Here is a 15,784-nt window from a genome sequence, read left to right as displayed (position 1 = left end):
TGTCTTCTTGGTTCATAGACACTCTTCATAATTTTGTTTTGCGAAAACTGACACTTATTCCTCCCGGGGGGAATAAGTGTCAGTTTTATTATCGGAATGTCAGATATTATCTTAACTATTACACTAAGCATTAAAATTTTAGTGGCGCCAGATGGCATTTTGTTCATGTCATATGGCGTAATGGTAAATATCTTTAAAAAGTTCTGAAGCCCAAGCTGCGTCTGGAGAGACAACCCCCATTCCCCATACATATTTTGCCTTCTTTTTCGTCATTGCTCCAGACAATCCATCTAATCCAATACATAAACCCAATAAAATAGATAAACAAAGTCTAATTGTATTCCCTATCATACCACATATCTTCCTTTATTTTTATATACAACAAGTCCCTCCTTCCCAATATAGGGAAGCAAGGGACTGTTGAAAAATAATTTAAGGGTTAGAAATCCTGCACATTACGGGCAATTATTACATCCTGTATTATCTTATTCATCTCAACAAAATGCGCGCTATATCCGGCAATCCTAACTAGCAATTCGCTATACATTTCAGGATCCGTCTGGGCTGCATACAATGTGTCATTGTCAATCATATTGAATTGAACATGACCAATACCCAATTTATGCCAGTTCTTTATATAGTCTCTCCACAACCTGAAACCTTTCTCTCCCTACAGTTGAGCAGGAGACAGTCTCTGGTTCAAGAGTGGTACCCTGCATGAACCAATATGGTCCAGCTTACCTACAGATTTTAACACTGCAGTAGATCCCTTCTTATCAAGACCAGCACCAGGTGAACATCCTCCATCATAGATGGGGTCGCCTAATCTCCTGCCATTTGGCAAGGCCGCTATTTGGTTGGTCACGGCTATGTGTGTATTTACGCTTTCAGGCAGTGTAGGCCAGGGTGAACCGTTAATATTCCGCACTGACCAGGACATCTTGCCAAGATCCTCATACATCCTAACCCATATCTGATCAACATAGTCATCATCATTGACCCATTTAGGTGCCTTAACAAAGTCCATCCTCATCTCTTCATAACCAACCCAATTTGCATCCAGTGCAGCCTTCAACTCCACCATGGTATACTTCTTTTCATCAAATATCAGCTTCTTAACAGCAGCCAGACAATCTCCAGTGTCTCCAAAGGCAAAGAGTGTAAACCATAGACTGCTCCTCTCTTTTGAACGAGCACTATTCTCGTTTGTCTCCACACAACGCTCATAAAGAGCCGTTGTCATAGGTTTGGGATATAATTTAGCCTCTATCTCCCTATTCTTATGCTCCTGGGTCGTGGCCCTCTTGAAACCACTCTTAAGTTGTTCATACCAGGCAGCATAGAAGTCATCAAAGGTCTTAAACTCCTCACAATCTCCAGTCTTTGCTCCTGTCAGCATCCCGGTTATTTGATCAACACCATTATTAAAGGCTAGGACGATTGCCTTAGCCCCTGTGCCTATTGATGCTTGAGGATATCTCAAAGCAGGAGCTCCCCTCCTTGTATCAGGAGCAGGCGCCATACATGCCTGATGAACCCAACGCCTTGCCTCTCTTAAGGGATGATCAAACCATTGCATGAGATTTGGAATAAGTACATCGTCATTCCTAAGAAATAGATAATCTAGACCATGACGTATGCAATCAAATACTTTTTTAAGCGTCTCTGTGCGAGCATTTGAGTGATACCGAAAACTAAATGTTGGATCGCTCACCCTGCTTATCATGGCAGCGTCAAGGTAACAATCTGTAAGATCGTTGCACGCATATCGTCCCTGCTCATCAACCCCTCCAATTGTCCACACGTAAGGTCCAGGACTGCCCTGCAGAACCTCCATCCCAGCTCTCACCCATGACTTGCCTATGGTATAGGCTGCAATCATCCACTTCGCACAATATTCTATCACCTCGTCTCTGGTCAGGTTCTTCTCTTCAAGCATGTCTTTTTTATAAAATTCCCAATGCCTCTAGTCTTGCCTCCAGGGCCATGCAGCATTATGCCATTCTAATCTGTATGCTATCTGTACAAAATGGTCAAACTGCATGGCTTCCCATATATGCTTTGGCGGACGAGCAGGCACTTTTTCGCATGTTTCACTTATCTGTAAAAGTTCCTGCCTCCTGTCCGGATCCGTCTCATAATTATCCGCGATTATCTTGTCCCACAGGCTTAAACGCCTAGCATACATTATTGTCGCCTCCAGACAAATCTTCATTGCCCTCCAGTTCGTAATCTTTTCCATAAATGATATCTGTTCCTCTGCTGTGTTAGCCTTACGAACCGCCTTCTCTGTCTCAGACATCTTTTCATTAATTGTGTCTATGATTGAGTCAAATCACTGATACATCCAATCCGGCTGTGGAGTGACATAATCAAAGGTAGCCAATTCTCTCCCAGCTCCACCATAATCAGCCAGCATAAGAGATGCCTGCCTCTTTTTACGAGTATAATGCTGTTTGCACACATCCTCATATGTCCTCCCCTTCCAGAATTCAACCATCTCCTTACATCTTCCAAATTTTTTTCAGAAATAATATCCGTCCGATCATTTATCAGGTCATCATTGATCATAGATGAAGCTGTCGGGATTTAAGTAATAAGATGCGGAGCCCCACCTGGATAACCCTGAATCTGTGAGAAGTCGGTGATAAAAATAGGAATATTTTCCAGCACTGCAGCCAAGGCTCTGGCTCTGATTAAAATAATTGGTTCCGATGGCGGCGCTTCCCTAAAAATCTTAGTATGCCACCGGATATTATCAAGGTCTAACTGAACACCCGGCAATCATGCTGACCCCTTTGTAGCCTTTGATCAAACAGCTTTTCTCAAATAATTGAGCCTTGGCGATTTTTTTTTCTGCCCACCACCAGTATTCGCTAGCGTCGTATAATTCTTTCTCGCTCTTTTCTTTAACTATTTGTTCCATCTCTAATACCTCCCCTAAACTTCAACTTATTTTTCATCTGTAAGTCTATAGGGATAACAACCTAAATCTTACTTTTCCTCAAATCCCCTTGCAGCGCGTGTGTTTGCACCATACGCTGAAAAAAATTCAGAAACATTGGTCCTTATTCGATCCTGTTCTACAAATTTTGGGCAGCCCTTAATATCATCAAATATATCCACCTCTTTGCCTAATCCCTCCTCATCTAAAATTCCTTTGCAAACCCCCATGCTTGAAGAACCATAGACCATCACATGACCACAATCACCGCATCTTGGCATATTCCTTCACCTCCTTTATAATTTTTTTAATAAAAAACAATAGCATGTTGAACGAAAGAAGAAAATTACTTATTTATCCATATTGTTTCTTTCCCTTACAATCAGATTAGCCTATTCCTAAATCACCCTCCTTAATGGAAAATGTGAATAATAAATAACCAGGTCAATAAATAATGATCCTGTTATATACATGTTAAAGAAAATCTTGGGCAAATCCTTCTTGATGTAAAAATCGCTAATTCGATTCGGTTGATAAGTAAAAATTGATTGATGGAATATTGAAGGTTTAGTAATTGATAGGTTATTGTTATTTTAATATTATTAAATCAACCGATAAATCGATTAGCTAAAAAAGTAAAGAGAAAAATGAAAAATATCTTATTATTGAATGCTTTAAGTAATTCCTATTAGTGGTTACTCTTATTTATCGATTCGCCTTTAGTAAGATAACATTAATATTATATCTATTTTTACTTGACAGTAACGTTAAGCAAATTCTAGAATTAGATTATTCAGGTGTTTAGAAATTTTTCCTTGTTTTTATAAGAAAAGGCATTTCATCGTTTATATATAAGAAGTTAAAGTATAGATCAACGCTTAAGGGGAGGGAGTGGTATTCTAAAGAGAACAATAATTACTTTATCTATAAAGATTTCGAACTCGCCTTTTTACTGAAAATGGAATCAGCGTCTTTCTTCTGCTAATACAAAACCTATCTAAGCTGAGCACTCAGACTAGTCACAATGAATAAGGTATACATTATAATCTAAGCATAATCCAGAAAGGTGAAAAATGCGGAACCTCATTGAAGTGTATTCACTAATTTAATATTCCTGATTAAATCATCCCTTCTGGAAAAGGGATAATGAAACTATTCAAAAATGTAAAATTTTATATGGGGTTCAAATCTATAGGAGAGTGGTTGTTTGAAAATTCAATACCTGAAGTATTGAGTGTTAATGATAAATTGGAAGGGATATTATTAATTATGAGGTAAGTTAGATGAATGGATATACAGGAAAGATAATTCGTCTGAATTTAACGAGGAGAAAGGTTTCAATCATAGACACTAAAGAATATGAGCAATGGGGAGGGGGACATGGCATTGGTTCGGCAATTTTCTGGGATATTGTGAAGGATAAGGCAATTAACGGATTTGATCCCAGAAATGTGATCATTATCATGACGTCCCCGTTAAGTGGAACCCTTTCCCCCGGAGCATCTGGGAGAACAGAGGTACAGGGGATCGGGGTACAGTCTTCTCCTATAGAATGGTTTACTAGGAGCAACTTTGGTGGCAGATTTGGTGCAATGCTGAAATTTGCTGGTTGGGACGGGATAGTAATTGAAGGTAAAGCGGATAAACCTGTCTGGATTAATATCATTAATGAAGATGTGCATATCATGGATGCCGATAATCTGTGGGGTATGGATACGTGGATGACCCAGGAAAAGATATGGCAGAAGCTTGGTGACAAGAAAGGATATGGTGGTTGGGTAGAGGTAGGCTTGTCGAAAAATGGCGGAAGGACCACCCAAAGGCCAGCGATATTGACAATTGGACCTGCTGGGGAGAATTTATGTAGAGTGGCATGCCTCATTCATGATGCTGGTAATGCCTCTGGTCAGGGTGGCTTTGGCGCGGTGTGGGGTTCAAAAAAATTAAAGGCTATAAGTGTCATCGGAACTGGTAGCGTGAAAATTGCTGATCCAAATGCATTGATGGAGGCTCGGTTATGGACCAAGAAGCTATATGCTATGGAACTTGATAACCCTGACAAAATAAAGGATGTCAATGACCTAAATCCGATGTTTGGATTTCAAGCACCGAGTATGCCCACGGTTTTTTGGCAAAGGCCAAAAGAATCTAGACCTCAAGCATGTATTGGCTGTCATGCAGGCTGCCGTTTACGAAACGAGAGTGGCCATGGCAATGAATCAAGTTGTATAGATACGGCATTTTATTCTTCTATCGAACGCAGGCAAAATAGCGGAATGATAGTACGCGCAATATCATCGATTCTTGAATATTTTGGACAGCATGGATCTGCCCAGGCATTTCACCTTTTATTGGGCAAACAAACCCCTGCTGCATACCGTGCCACAGATTTAGCCCAAAAGTATGGGATAAATGCTTATGAACTGTATAGGGGTATCCCATATTTAAGAGACCTGAATAAAATGGGCCTTCTTGGATCAGGGAAAGAGATAAACTGTGATCTCCCATTTGAGAAATTAGGAAGTTATGAATTTGCGCAAAAATTAATGCAGATGATAACATTTCGCGAGGGAATCGGCGATGATATGGCTGAAGGTTTTTATAGGGCTGCTAAGAGATGGGGTAGATTAGAAGAAGACTTGCAATCCGGATTACTGCCATATTCTTATTGGGGCTTGCCGGATCATGGTTATGATCCCAGAGCTGAAGTGGAGTGGGGATATGGTTCAATTTTAGGAGACAGGGATATCAATGAACATGATTTTAATTGGCACTTATATTGGACTCCCAGCATTGCGAAATGGGCGTTTAAGGATCCTCCAATTTCCGCAAAAGATATTACTGAAATATTTGCTGAAAAGATGAAACCCTTTGAGAACAATCCAATGATGTTAGATTTCAGCACAGAGAATATGTATTCAGAACATATTGCCAAATTAGTAGCCTGGCATAGGCATTATACCAGGTTCTGGAAGCAATCCATACTTTACTGCGACTATCGTTTTCCAGACTTCTATAACCCTCATAGCCCGAATAAACGAGGACTAACTGGAGAGGGAGAACAAAAATTCTTCAATGCAGTAACTGGTAAAAATTTAAGTTTCACAGAGGGCATGGAGATTGGCAGGAAGATATGGAATCTTGACAATGCCATTTGGTCTTTACAAGGCAGGCATAGGGATATTGTGCATTTTGCAGATTATATTTATAATATCCCCTTTGCAGGCAAAGAATCCATTGCAGGGGCTGGTTCATTCACAATGTACTACATGCCTGGAAAGGAAGATGGAGAGTGGGATTACATCAGTGTTGAAGGCAGGTCTCTTGATAAATCAAAATTTGAAGAATGGAAATCAAAATTCTACAAGTTAGAAGGATGGGACATTAGCACAGGATGGCCTACTAGGAAGACATTGAAATCATTAGGGTTGGACTTTGTGGCGGATGAACTCAAGAAAAAGGACAGGTTAGGGAGGGGATAGAAATGGGAAGATTATCAAAACCATCAAAGGATTTATCCTCAAGGATTATGACTGATGTAGGCTTTGAGGAACGCCTTATAGGATATAGATTGCGTGCACGAACAGGACCTCTATCCATATCACTCTACAGCTTCAGGGAAGTTGTTGATCTCTTGAATGATCCACATCCCAGAATAGATTTTAATTATTTAAGGAAGTGGATAAAGGATACAATGGGTGATGATGAATTATCAAATGAAATTGAAGTGATGATTCAGAAGGATATCAGCAATCATGAAAAGTCATTGCTAATCAGGAACAAAATGGAGGAGAGGCTGCTTCAGTGTCAAAAAATTCTGTGATAAGGAAATATTATTAAGCTTATTGAATAATAAGCTAATGTACAAAGAGAAGAATAATATGTACAGAAATGTTATATCCTTAGCTTAAAGAGCAACAACTTAACTTAGGGGATTACACTAATTTACATCAACCTGGCATCTTAAGGAGTGCAATTTCTATGAATAATTTAATAAAGAAAAAGCAGAAGAACAATGATCTCTCTCGAAGAGATTTTTTAATAATTGCAGGTACTGTAGTAATCGGAGTAGGATTCGCTGGTTGTTTTGATTCAGAGGATGAACAATCATCGATTACTATAGAGAATGATAAGTCAGGGATAGAGCCATCAAAGGGATATATTCTTGTTGATACAAAGAAATGTCAGGGCTGTATGACCTGTATGCTCGCCTGTTCATTAGTGCATGAAGGAGAAGAAAATCTATCTATGTCTAGAATACAGGTGATTCAAAATCCCTTTGAAAAATATCCGGTTGATATTACTCTGGAACAATGCCGACAGTGTGTATCTCCCGCTTGTGTTAAAGCCTGCCCAACTGGAGCCCTTCATGCTGAAACCAAGAAGGGGAATGTAAGGATGGTTGATCAGAAAAAATGTATTGGCTGCATGTCCTGTGTTAAGGCATGCCCTTTTGAGCCAAGCAGGGCAGTATGGAATTTCAAGAAAAAACGCGCACAAACCTGCGACCTCTGCTACAACACACCCTTCTGGAAAGAGAAGGGGGGCATTGACGGCAAGCAGGCTTGTGTCTCAGTATGCCCTCTAGGCGCAATTAAGTTTACACAGGAGATACCTCTACAGAAAGGCAATACTGGATACAAGATCAATTTAAGGGGCAAGAGTTGGGATCAAATAGGATACCCGACAAGCTAGTATAATTATTCATCCTTGAATTTTTTTCATCTCCTCTCCTGATGGAGGATAAAACGATTCGATTGCTGAAAAGAGTATTGCCCCTTTATGAAGAATCAGCGATTCTCGATGTAACAATGCCTTCAGATACCTCTATCTCTACAAAATCCTCTGATATTATTATGTTGCCCTTAAATTCTTTTGCGCATATCGATTGCATATCATAATTATCGCATATTGGATAGAAGTGTGTTAATACTAAATTTTTAACATCAGCCATGTCAGCGATTTTTCCAGCCTCACTGGCAGTTAAATGGTCTCCCACCTTATGTTCTGCGCTCGGGAATGAAGACTCAAGTATTAGCAGATCAGTGTGTTTTGATAGCTGAACCAATCCATCGCAAAAAGCGGTGTCTCCTGAGAATACCATTGACTCTTCTCCATTGGTTAATCTATATGCCACGCTTGGCAACCCTCCATGCTCAACAAGCACTGATTGAATAAAGATATCGTCTATTGCAAAGGCAGAATTCGCCACCTCAGAGATGTTAATTGAATAATCCCTAGGCTCAATCCAGGGATAGATTAGTTTAAGCTTATTATAAAAATGCACAAATCCATCTGGGCCAACTATCTCAAGCATTTCCTCCCTTTTGTAACCGGGTGTGTAGTTTAATGCAAAGAGAAAGGGGACAATATCAATGGTATGATCAGGATGACTATGTGTGTAAAGCAGACAATCTATAGACTTAAAATCAAGACCAGCCTTTGCCATTCTATAAAGTGTTCCACTGCTGCTATCAATTAGAAAGTTTTGTTCATTGGAATTTACAACAATTCCAGGAGAGCCACGCCTTTTATTCGGAACGCATGCTCCTGATCCAAGAATAATTACCTTTAGCATCATTATCTCCTGCATTTATGGACAATAATACAACTAAAATATAAAAACTATGTGTATCTCCCTCTATTCCTGTCCATTCTCTTAGAGTATAAATCGAACAAATTACTATAATAATATCAATTAAGTCTTATTAAAAATCTGCTATATTATATATAGCATTTGAATTTATTTTTGTAAATTATTTCTTGTAAAAAAAGGTATTTAGTTGATATTTGTCCCTATTATAAGAGATAATTGTTGCTGTTTGAAGGAAGAATGGAAATTACTAAGAAACAATAATAATCCTGAAAGTACTTACTTATTTATACTTCATGTATAAAAGATCCAATCATAGCAATAGAATAATTGGAGGCATAATAAATGAGTCAAGAATTATTGATACTGATTGTTACAGCCTTATCTATAGGATTTTTCCACACCCTACTGGGACCAGATCATTATATCCCCTTTATCATGATGGCTCGAGCTAGAAGATGGTCATTATCAAAGACTAGTTGGATAACGTTTTTATGTGGATTAGGTCATATTGGTAGTTCAATTTTATTGGGTTTCATTGGGATTATCTTTGGCATGGCTGTATCAAAATTGGAAGCCTTTGAATCCTTTCGAGGAAATATAGCAGCCTGGCTATTAATCATATTTGGATTATTATATTTCATATGGGGTTTACAGAAAGCCTATAAGAACAAACCGCATAAGCATCTGCATTCTCATGGAGATGGAGATATTCACGAACATACACATATCCATTCAGAGGAACATGTGCATGTGCATGATGAGAACAAGGCTCACAACTTGACACCCTGGATACTCTTCACAATCTTTCTTTTCGGCCCTTGCGAACCATTGATACCAATATTGATGTATCCAGCGGCCAAGAGCAATATATTTGACTTGATCATAGTTACATCCGTTTTTGGAGGTGTTACCATCATTACAATGATGAGCATTGTACTATTTTCATGTTTTGGTATAAATTTTTTTCCAATTGGTAAGTTAGAAAGGTATGCACATCCAATAGCAGGATTTTCAATATTCCTATGCGGGATGGGGATCCAATTTTTGGGACTATAATCTTAAACATTTTCAGAAATGAATCCTTCCTTCTAAGTAATTGAAGAAGATTCTCTCTACTATGATTATTAATAATAAGAATATTACTTTATTTATGAATCACGCTATTCACAATGAGAATCTCAAAGTTTTTCCAAAGCACTAAGGTCAGTCGATGCTTGCCACTAAGGGATATCTGATAACTAAATCACTATTTTATCGCTAGATATTATTGGAAATATTGAGATGAGGAGAGAGCTAAGGGAGTTCTATGATTCGGGAGGCTCTCAAAGATAAGGCGGAGTTAAATAGATGATATTAAACTCCATAGAATGAAAGGAATATAGATCAGAATAGTATGAGCATCTATTTGACCACTGAAAAAATATTCTCAATTTTTTCATGCTTTTTATCAGATTTTCTCTTTATTGCCTCAACTTTTGACACGGTTCTATAAAATGGCTGTAACGACTCATGGATTTTGATTACCATTTTATTAACCTCATTCTCCATTTCTACTGATAGGTCATCCAAACCACTTTCCCTCATTCTGATTTCCTGATATTTCGCATGATTCCTCTCAATTTCCTTCTTTAACATTTGAATTTTATTATTTAGCTGTATAGAGTGATGTTCATGATGCTTTTTCATTTTTTTCATGGTTTCAGCATGGCTTTTCTCGAACTCTTTCCTTAAATGATGTATTTTCTGATTGTATTCCTTTTCGCATCTTAATCTTTCTTTTTCCCTTTCTCTCTTTATTAACTTCGAAATTGTACTTTTTCTTATGAACATGATATCCTCTTATAATATTAAGGTTATATAAAATCTATTGAAGGTATAAACCTATAATCACAGCCATTACAACTCAAAAGCATATGACTACTAACGAGGAAATAATTAATCATCTTTTAGTGTTAATAATATAATACAGAAATCATCAATTAAAGAGCTAAGCATTCTGATATTCTATGTTACCCTTGCCATTACATGAATCCATCATCCATGGCTAATCCCCATAAACGTATAAATATTCTCCTATCAATTCTCTATACCACACAGCGAGTGTCGCTAATGGTAGCGACCTATGCTAGGGAATATACAACCATTAAAAAAACTGCATAATTATTTTGTCAAGTATAGAAAATATTACTAATAATTACTTCTGAAAAAATAACAACAAATTGTATCTTCACTATTGAAAGTGAATATGATATTAAGAAATGTCCTCTCTTATTGCATTTATAAGTACTTTTCTAATCATAATGATATATGAAAAAAGTCCTTGCGTCAATTTTTTTTGTAGCTTTTATTCGACCTATGAAAAAAGCCCTAGGCTAAATATTGTAATCTATTAGCAATATGGGTTCCCTTTATTTTTGGATTATTTTGCTATTTTGGTGTAAAACGATTGGAATCATTAGGGGGTATCTGGTATTTCACTATTAACATTCATCACATATTATTATGATAAGTTGTTTTGGGAAACCCTTAGGCATTTGACGATTATAATGTACAGCCTTCCAATTTCAGTAATTATTGGCATATCTTTGGGCTTTTACATCTCTATAAGGCCGCAAATTGAAAAAGCTGTTATAACAATAACCAGCATAATAATGACTATACCCAGCCTTGCTCTATTTGGAATTATGGTTGTAATCCTAGCACCCCTTAAACTCGGTATAGGCATCACCCCTGCTGTAGTAGCTATAATTTTATACTCTCTGCTTCCCATTACAAGGAATACATATACAGCATTAAGTGAAGTAAGCCCAGAAATCATAGAGGCCGCAAAAGGCATGGGCCTAACAGAGAAGCAGATACTCTTTAGGATAAAGGCGCCACTCTCAATCCCAATAATTCTTGCTGGTATTAGAAATGCAATGGTGTTAGGTGTAAGCATAGCCACCTTTGCTTTTCTTGTCGCAGCAGGCGGATTAGGGTATTTCATTTTTTCAGGGATAAACAGATCCAACCTCCTGATGATCACCTCAGGGGCATTATTAGTTTCCCTTTTAGGTATTGGAATAAATTATCTATTATTGAAAATTGAGTATCTGATCACGCCAACGGGGATGAGGGACAATATAGGAGAATTAAACTGAGATGATACAATTCCGGAATATATATAAAGAGTTCAATGCTATTGCAGCTGTGAATAATCTGAATATTACCTTTGAGCGAGGTACAATCTCAATGATCATTGGCCCATCCGGATGCGGCAAAACAACGACCTTAAAAATGATAAACAGGCTCATTGAGCCAGAGAGGGGTGAAATAAAGTTAAATGAGAGATCGATCTACGAATACAATGCCGTTGAACTGAGACGCCGTATCGGATATGTAATTCAGGAAACTGGACTCTTCCCTCATTATAGTGTATATCAAAATATTGCAGTGGTGCCGAGGCTCCTTAAATGGGATAAACCTAAAATCGATGAGAAAGTGTTAGAACTCCTGGATCTTGTAACCCTGGATGAGAGCTTCTGTAAGAAGTATCCTTCTCAGCTATCTGGTGGAGAAAAACAGAGGGTAGGATTGGCAAGAGCCCTTGCTGCTGATCCGGAGCTGCTGTTGATGGATGAACCATTTGGTTCAATAGATCCCATTAACAGGCTTACACTTCAAGATGTGCTATTAGAGATTCAGGAGGTGCTTCAAAAGACAATTATCTTTGTAACCCATGATATAAATGAGGCGATAAAATTAGGGGATAGAATTGCTATTATGAACAAGGGTTCACTGGTTCAGTATGGAACTCCTGAAGAGATTATTATGAATCCCACAAATGAATTTGTAGAATCCCTTTTAGGGCACGACAGGAACGTAAAAGCGCTGACGCTGAAAAAGACTAAGGAACTAACTACTACTGATGGCTACCTAACAGTAAAAGCAAATGTATCAGAGGAAGTTATTAATCAAAAGTTTGACATGGAATCAATGAATATAGCCTTCATTGTAAATGAGACGAGTGTGCTAATGGGACGCATACGTAGAGAAAGACGAGGGGATTTTTATGCGCTGACTAAGGACACTGACCCTGTGTATATTGAAAAGAATTCGAACCTGAATGAAACACTATCCAAGATGCTGGGTTCAGGCGAGAAGATGCTTCCTGTGGTAAACAACAAAAAGCAAATGCTTGGGGTAATTACATTGAGCAACCTCTTTGAAGAAATGAGTAAAGAAATGGAAAGTAGAGGCACATGAGAAAGTGAACTTCATATCATATATTATTGATAATAGGCATAAAGTAGCTATTCTGTCCCTTCAGCATATCAATCTCTTTATGATTTCGATCATAATTGCCATTGTTATTGGAATGATTATATCAATATTGATAACACGACCGGGCAAGGAGAGGATGGGCACATTGATTATGTCTATCACAGGGGCCGCTCAAGCAATTCCGTCAATAGCAATTATTGCTCTGGCTTTTATTTTTGTTGGAATAGGCGCTTTCCCATCGATTATAGCTCTAGTTGTTTACAGCCTTGTGCCTATTGTATTTAATGCTACATCTGGATTTCTTTCAGTTCCCAATGATATAATTGAAGCGGCAAAGGGGACAGGATTTACTGATAAACAGATATTATTTAGAATAAAAATGCCAATTTCTATGCCAGTAATTGTCGCAGGAATTCGAAGCGCTGCAACAATAAATATCGGTACTGCCACAGTAGCATCTTTTATAGGGGGTGGAGGTCTGGGTGATTTAATATTCATGGGGCTAAAGCTATACAGATCTGATATAATAATTGCTGGTTCAATCATAGTTGCATTGATGGCTGTTATAATCGATTTTATATTACGGATGATTGAGGATTTAATTATTCCAAAGAAAATTGGTGTTATTAAGGGGAACATCAATGTAATAGGATAGATCAATTGTTTTACAAAGGGATTTTACTACAAAAAACATTTCCTGCTTTATTTATGCTGCTAACTGTTGCTATTGGCTGTTTTGGATCAGGATCGAATAATAGCAAAACGATATCGATTGGTTCCAAGAGTTTTACTGAGCAGTACATAGTCGCTAATATCATTACCCTTCTCCTTGAGGATAAAGGATTTAGGGTTAATGAAAAATTTGGCGCTGGCAGCATGATAACCAGGATGGGATTGCTTACAGGCCAGATCGACCTCTATCCTGAATATACTGGGACAGCATGGCTTCTATACCTATCCCATAAGGATAAGATCAATAATCCTGAAAGGCTTTTTGAATACGTAAAAGATGAGGATTTAGAGAAAAACAGGATAATGTGGATACATAAGACAGAGGTGAACAATACCTACGCCCTAGCAATACGAAAGAAGGATACAAAAAAATTCGGAAGTAGCCTCTCCTCTCTTTCAAATTATCTATATGACACAACCGTGCCAGTAATTTTTGGAGTATCTCACGAGTTTTACGAGCGTCCTGATGGATTCAAAGAGATGGCTAAGGTATATGGACTTAAAATCGAGGAGACAAATATTAAGACAATGGAGATAGGACTTACCTTTGAATCTATTAGCAGGGAACAGATTGATGTTGCTATGGTCTTTTCAACTGATGGAAAATTAAAGAAATATAATCTAACACTGCTTGAGGATGATAAGAGGTTTTTCCCTCAATATAATCTTTGCCTCTCCATAAATGAGAAGGTGTTGATTAAATATCCAGAGATTAAAGGGATACTTAAACCTATTGTAACTCATCTTAACAATAACGTGATGCAGGAGTTGAATTACCAGGTTGATGTTATGGGAAAACCCTCAAAATTAGTTGCTGATAATTTTCTGAAAGACAATAATTTACTGAAATAATATTCATCAGCATCTGATATGAGCTAATGACATGATGCTGGGAAATATTGATTACGTTATATGCTGACAGTTATTGCTGACTTAAAAAGCAAGAAATGGATGGTCATTGGTAATCCTTTATTCTGCAATGGCTGCGGAATATCCTGCAAGCCATCCAGTTGAGAATGCAGCCTGAAGATTGTACCCGCCCGTGTCAGCATTGATATTAAGAAGCTCCCCCGCGATGAAGAGCCCCCTTGTTTTGAGTGATTCCATGGTTCTAGGGTTTACCTCTCGAGTGTCTATGCCTCCAGCAGTAACAATCGCCTCAGTGATCGGACGATGCCTGATTATTTCCAATTGGAAGTTCTTTAGCCATCTTCGCAGATCCCTACGTTCCTTTGACGTGATATTGCTTGCTAAACGATCAGGTGGGATCCCGGTAAGATCAAGACAGACCGGCACCATCTTGCCTGGGAGTAATCCCCTCAAAACACTGCTTACATTTTCATTGCCACGCGATAATAAATCTTGAAGTAGCCTGGCATCGAGCTTTTTATCGTCTAACGCAGGCTTGAGGTCTATAGAAAATATTACTTTTTTGCCTTTTCGCATAGAGTCTACGGCGTCACCGCTAAGGGAGAGGACAACGGGGCCAGCAACACCAAATTCAGTGAAAAGGAGTTCTCCGAATGCTTCCCTGTATTTTTTACCGTTAATAAGCATGCAAACATGGATGTTGCGAAGATTTAGCCCTGCCATTCTTTTCGATACATTACCAAATGTTTCCAGCGGCACAAGGGCTGGGCGCAGAGGCACAATACTATGGCCAGCGGAAATGGCTAGGCAGTAACCGTCGCCTGTTGATCCAGTATTTGGATAGGAAACGCCACCAGTGGCCAGTATTACAGAATCACACAGAATCTTTCTGCCTTGGGATATCACACCAGTGACACGTCCGCCGCTAATTAAAAGCTGGACAACTGAAGAAAAGGGTTGAATCTGCACACGACAACGTTCAAGCCATTGAAGGAGAACTTTCAGAACATCTGACGATTTACCGCTTGCAGGAAAGACGCGCCCCCCCCTTTCCACTACTAATTCAAGCCCCAGATTATTGAAATGGCTCATAAGCTCAATATTAAAAAACTGCGAGAAAGCCTGGTGAAGAAAGGTTCCAGTCTTACCGAAATGGGCTATAAAATCCTGATATTCTGCAATATTTGTTATATTGCATCGACCCTTGCCTGTAATACAGAGCTTGCAACCCGGATGTTTCATCTTCTCGAGTAAGAGGATTTTTGCTCCAGCTTCAGCAGCTCGTCCCGCAGCCATCAATCCAGCGGCTCCACCGCCAATTACTACTACTCTCCGCTTGGTCATATTTTTACTACTTAATAACTAACTATTAAATACTC

The 15,784-nt window shown here is 38.5% G+C and carries 17 protein-coding genes and 1 pseudogene; 8 read left to right on the top strand and 10 right to left on the bottom strand.

The genetic code is table 11. The annotated features are described in order from the left end of the window. The 7 genes and pseudogenes from SVZ03_15935 to SVZ03_15905 form a co-directional block, all read right to left on the bottom strand. Window positions 1-251, bottom strand: a 251-nt coding sequence (locus SVZ03_15935) for a hypothetical protein (GenBank protein MDY6935696.1), incomplete at its 3' end; no start/stop codon positions are given. A 188-nt stretch (window positions 252-439) separates the two neighbouring features. Further along, a complete protein-coding gene (locus SVZ03_15930; protein ID MDY6935695.1) occupies window positions 440-652 on the bottom strand; it encodes a glycine radical domain-containing protein in 213 nt (70 codons plus the stop codon). An 18-nt stretch (window positions 653-670) separates the two neighbouring features. Next, a pseudogene (locus SVZ03_15925) lies at window positions 671-2,323 on the bottom strand (pyruvate formate lyase family protein). 12 nt (window positions 2,324-2,335) lie between these two features. Next, window positions 2,336-2,500, bottom strand: a complete 165-nt coding sequence (locus SVZ03_15920; GenBank protein MDY6935694.1) for a hypothetical protein — start codon at window positions 2,498-2,500, stop codon at window positions 2,336-2,338. 89 nt (window positions 2,501-2,589) lie between these two features. Then, window positions 2,590-2,784, bottom strand: a complete 195-nt coding sequence (locus SVZ03_15915; GenBank protein MDY6935693.1) for a hypothetical protein — start codon at window positions 2,782-2,784, stop codon at window positions 2,590-2,592. Further along, window positions 2,759-2,926 (bottom strand): hypothetical protein, encoded by a 168-nt coding sequence (locus tag SVZ03_15910; GenBank protein ID MDY6935692.1) that lies wholly within the window; start codon window positions 2,924-2,926, stop codon window positions 2,759-2,761. Before SVZ03_15910 ends, SVZ03_15915 begins: the two co-directional genes overlap by 26 nt. A 68-nt stretch (window positions 2,927-2,994) precedes the next feature. Beyond that, window positions 2,995-3,225: a hypothetical protein gene (locus SVZ03_15905; protein ID MDY6935691.1), complete on the bottom strand. Its 231-nt coding sequence runs from the start codon at window positions 3,223-3,225 to the stop codon at window positions 2,995-2,997. A gap of 1,002 nt (window positions 3,226-4,227) precedes the next feature. On the opposite strand from SVZ03_15905, the gene SVZ03_15900 reads away from it, so the two are divergent. The 3 genes from SVZ03_15900 (at window position 4,228) to SVZ03_15890 (ending at window position 7,639) form a co-directional block, all read left to right on the top strand. Beyond that, window positions 4,228-6,426, top strand: coding sequence for an aldehyde ferredoxin oxidoreductase N-terminal domain-containing protein (locus tag SVZ03_15900; GenBank protein MDY6935690.1), 2,199 nt, complete (start codon window positions 4,228-4,230; stop codon window positions 6,424-6,426). Between the two features lie 2 nt (window positions 6,427-6,428). Next, window positions 6,429-6,767, top strand: a complete 339-nt coding sequence (locus SVZ03_15895) for a hypothetical protein (GenBank protein ID MDY6935689.1) — start codon at window positions 6,429-6,431, stop codon at window positions 6,765-6,767. A gap of 158 nt (window positions 6,768-6,925) precedes the next feature. After that, on the top strand, window positions 6,926-7,639 hold the full coding sequence (locus SVZ03_15890; GenBank protein MDY6935688.1) for a 4Fe-4S dicluster domain-containing protein: 714 nt from the start codon (window positions 6,926-6,928) through the stop codon (window positions 7,637-7,639). 85 nt (window positions 7,640-7,724) lie between these two features. Here SVZ03_15890 and SVZ03_15885 read toward each other — a convergent pair whose 3' ends face one another. Beyond that, window positions 7,725-8,525 carry an MBL fold metallo-hydrolase gene (locus SVZ03_15885; GenBank protein MDY6935687.1) on the bottom strand — a complete coding sequence of 267 codons (801 nt, stop codon included), beginning with the start codon at window positions 8,523-8,525 and terminating at the stop codon, window positions 7,725-7,727. Between the two features lie 357 nt (window positions 8,526-8,882). On the opposite strand from SVZ03_15885, the gene SVZ03_15880 reads away from it, so the two are divergent. After that, complete coding sequence (locus SVZ03_15880; GenBank protein ID MDY6935686.1) at window positions 8,883-9,596, top strand: sulfite exporter TauE/SafE family protein; 714 nt, start codon at window positions 8,883-8,885, stop codon at window positions 9,594-9,596. 345 nt (window positions 9,597-9,941) lie between these two features. Here SVZ03_15880 and SVZ03_15875 read toward each other — a convergent pair whose 3' ends face one another. Continuing rightward, on the bottom strand, window positions 9,942-10,370 hold the full coding sequence (locus SVZ03_15875; protein MDY6935685.1) for a hypothetical protein: 429 nt from the start codon (window positions 10,368-10,370) through the stop codon (window positions 9,942-9,944). Window positions 10,371-11,074: 704 nt separating this feature from the next. Between SVZ03_15875 and SVZ03_15870 the strand changes: the two genes are divergently transcribed. From SVZ03_15870 to SVZ03_15855, 4 genes are read left to right on the top strand one after another with little or no spacing between them, the layout of a single operon-like run. Beyond that, window positions 11,075-11,680 (top strand): ABC transporter permease, encoded by a 606-nt coding sequence (locus SVZ03_15870; protein MDY6935684.1) that lies wholly within the window; start codon window positions 11,075-11,077, stop codon window positions 11,678-11,680. A 1-nt stretch (window position 11,681) separates the two neighbouring features. Continuing rightward, entirely contained in the window at window positions 11,682-12,785 is a 1,104-nt protein-coding gene (locus SVZ03_15865; protein MDY6935683.1) for an ABC transporter ATP-binding protein, read from the top strand. A 4-nt stretch (window positions 12,786-12,789) separates the two neighbouring features. Then, window positions 12,790-13,458, top strand: coding sequence for an ABC transporter permease (locus SVZ03_15860; GenBank protein MDY6935682.1), 669 nt, complete (start codon window positions 12,790-12,792; stop codon window positions 13,456-13,458). Window positions 13,459-13,463: 5 nt separating this feature from the next. After that, the gene (locus tag SVZ03_15855) at window positions 13,464-14,387 is read left to right on the top strand and encodes a glycine betaine ABC transporter substrate-binding protein (protein ID MDY6935681.1); all 924 of its coding nucleotides are present in this window, start codon (window positions 13,464-13,466) and stop codon (window positions 14,385-14,387) included. Between the two features lie 117 nt (window positions 14,388-14,504). Here SVZ03_15855 and SVZ03_15850 read toward each other — a convergent pair whose 3' ends face one another. After that, window positions 14,505-15,749, bottom strand: a complete 1,245-nt coding sequence (locus SVZ03_15850; protein MDY6935680.1) for an NAD(P)/FAD-dependent oxidoreductase — start codon at window positions 15,747-15,749, stop codon at window positions 14,505-14,507. Between the last annotated feature and the right edge of the window lie 35 nt (window positions 15,750-15,784).

Source organism: Spirochaetota bacterium, assembly GCA_034190085.1.
GTDB lineage: Bacteria > Spirochaetota > UBA4802 > UBA4802 > JAFGDQ01 > JAXHTS01.
Note: the sequence above shows the minus strand (reverse complement) of the source record. Positions and strands in the feature narration are given on the sequence as shown.